Annotated in this window: 1 rRNA gene; it reads right to left on the minus strand. The window is 48.2% G+C overall.

The annotated features are described in order from the left end of the window. Nucleotides 1-225, minus strand: a 16S ribosomal RNA gene (locus tag J4G36_RS18350); the annotation flags it as partial. Nucleotides 226-255: the final 30 nt, after the last annotated feature.

The raw sequence follows: 255 nt of genomic DNA on the forward strand, positions 1-255 counted from the left end.
GCGTAAGCCGTCTTTCAGAGTTTGTCCATGCGGACAAACTGATTATTCGGTATTAGCCCCGGTTTCCCGGAGTTATCCCCATCTGCAGGGCAGGTTGCCCACGTGTTACTCACCCATCCGCCGCTAATGTTTTAAGAAGCAAGCTTCTTAAAACATTCGCTCGACTTGCATGTATTAGGCATGCCGCCAGCGTTCGTCCTGAGCCAGGATCAAACTCTCCATAATAGAGAAACTTGAATAGCTCGAGTTTCATTT

Origin of the sequence: Sporosarcina sp. 6E9, from assembly GCF_017921835.1 — a bacterium.
Taxonomy (GTDB): domain Bacteria; phylum Bacillota; class Bacilli; order Bacillales_A; family Planococcaceae; genus Sporosarcina.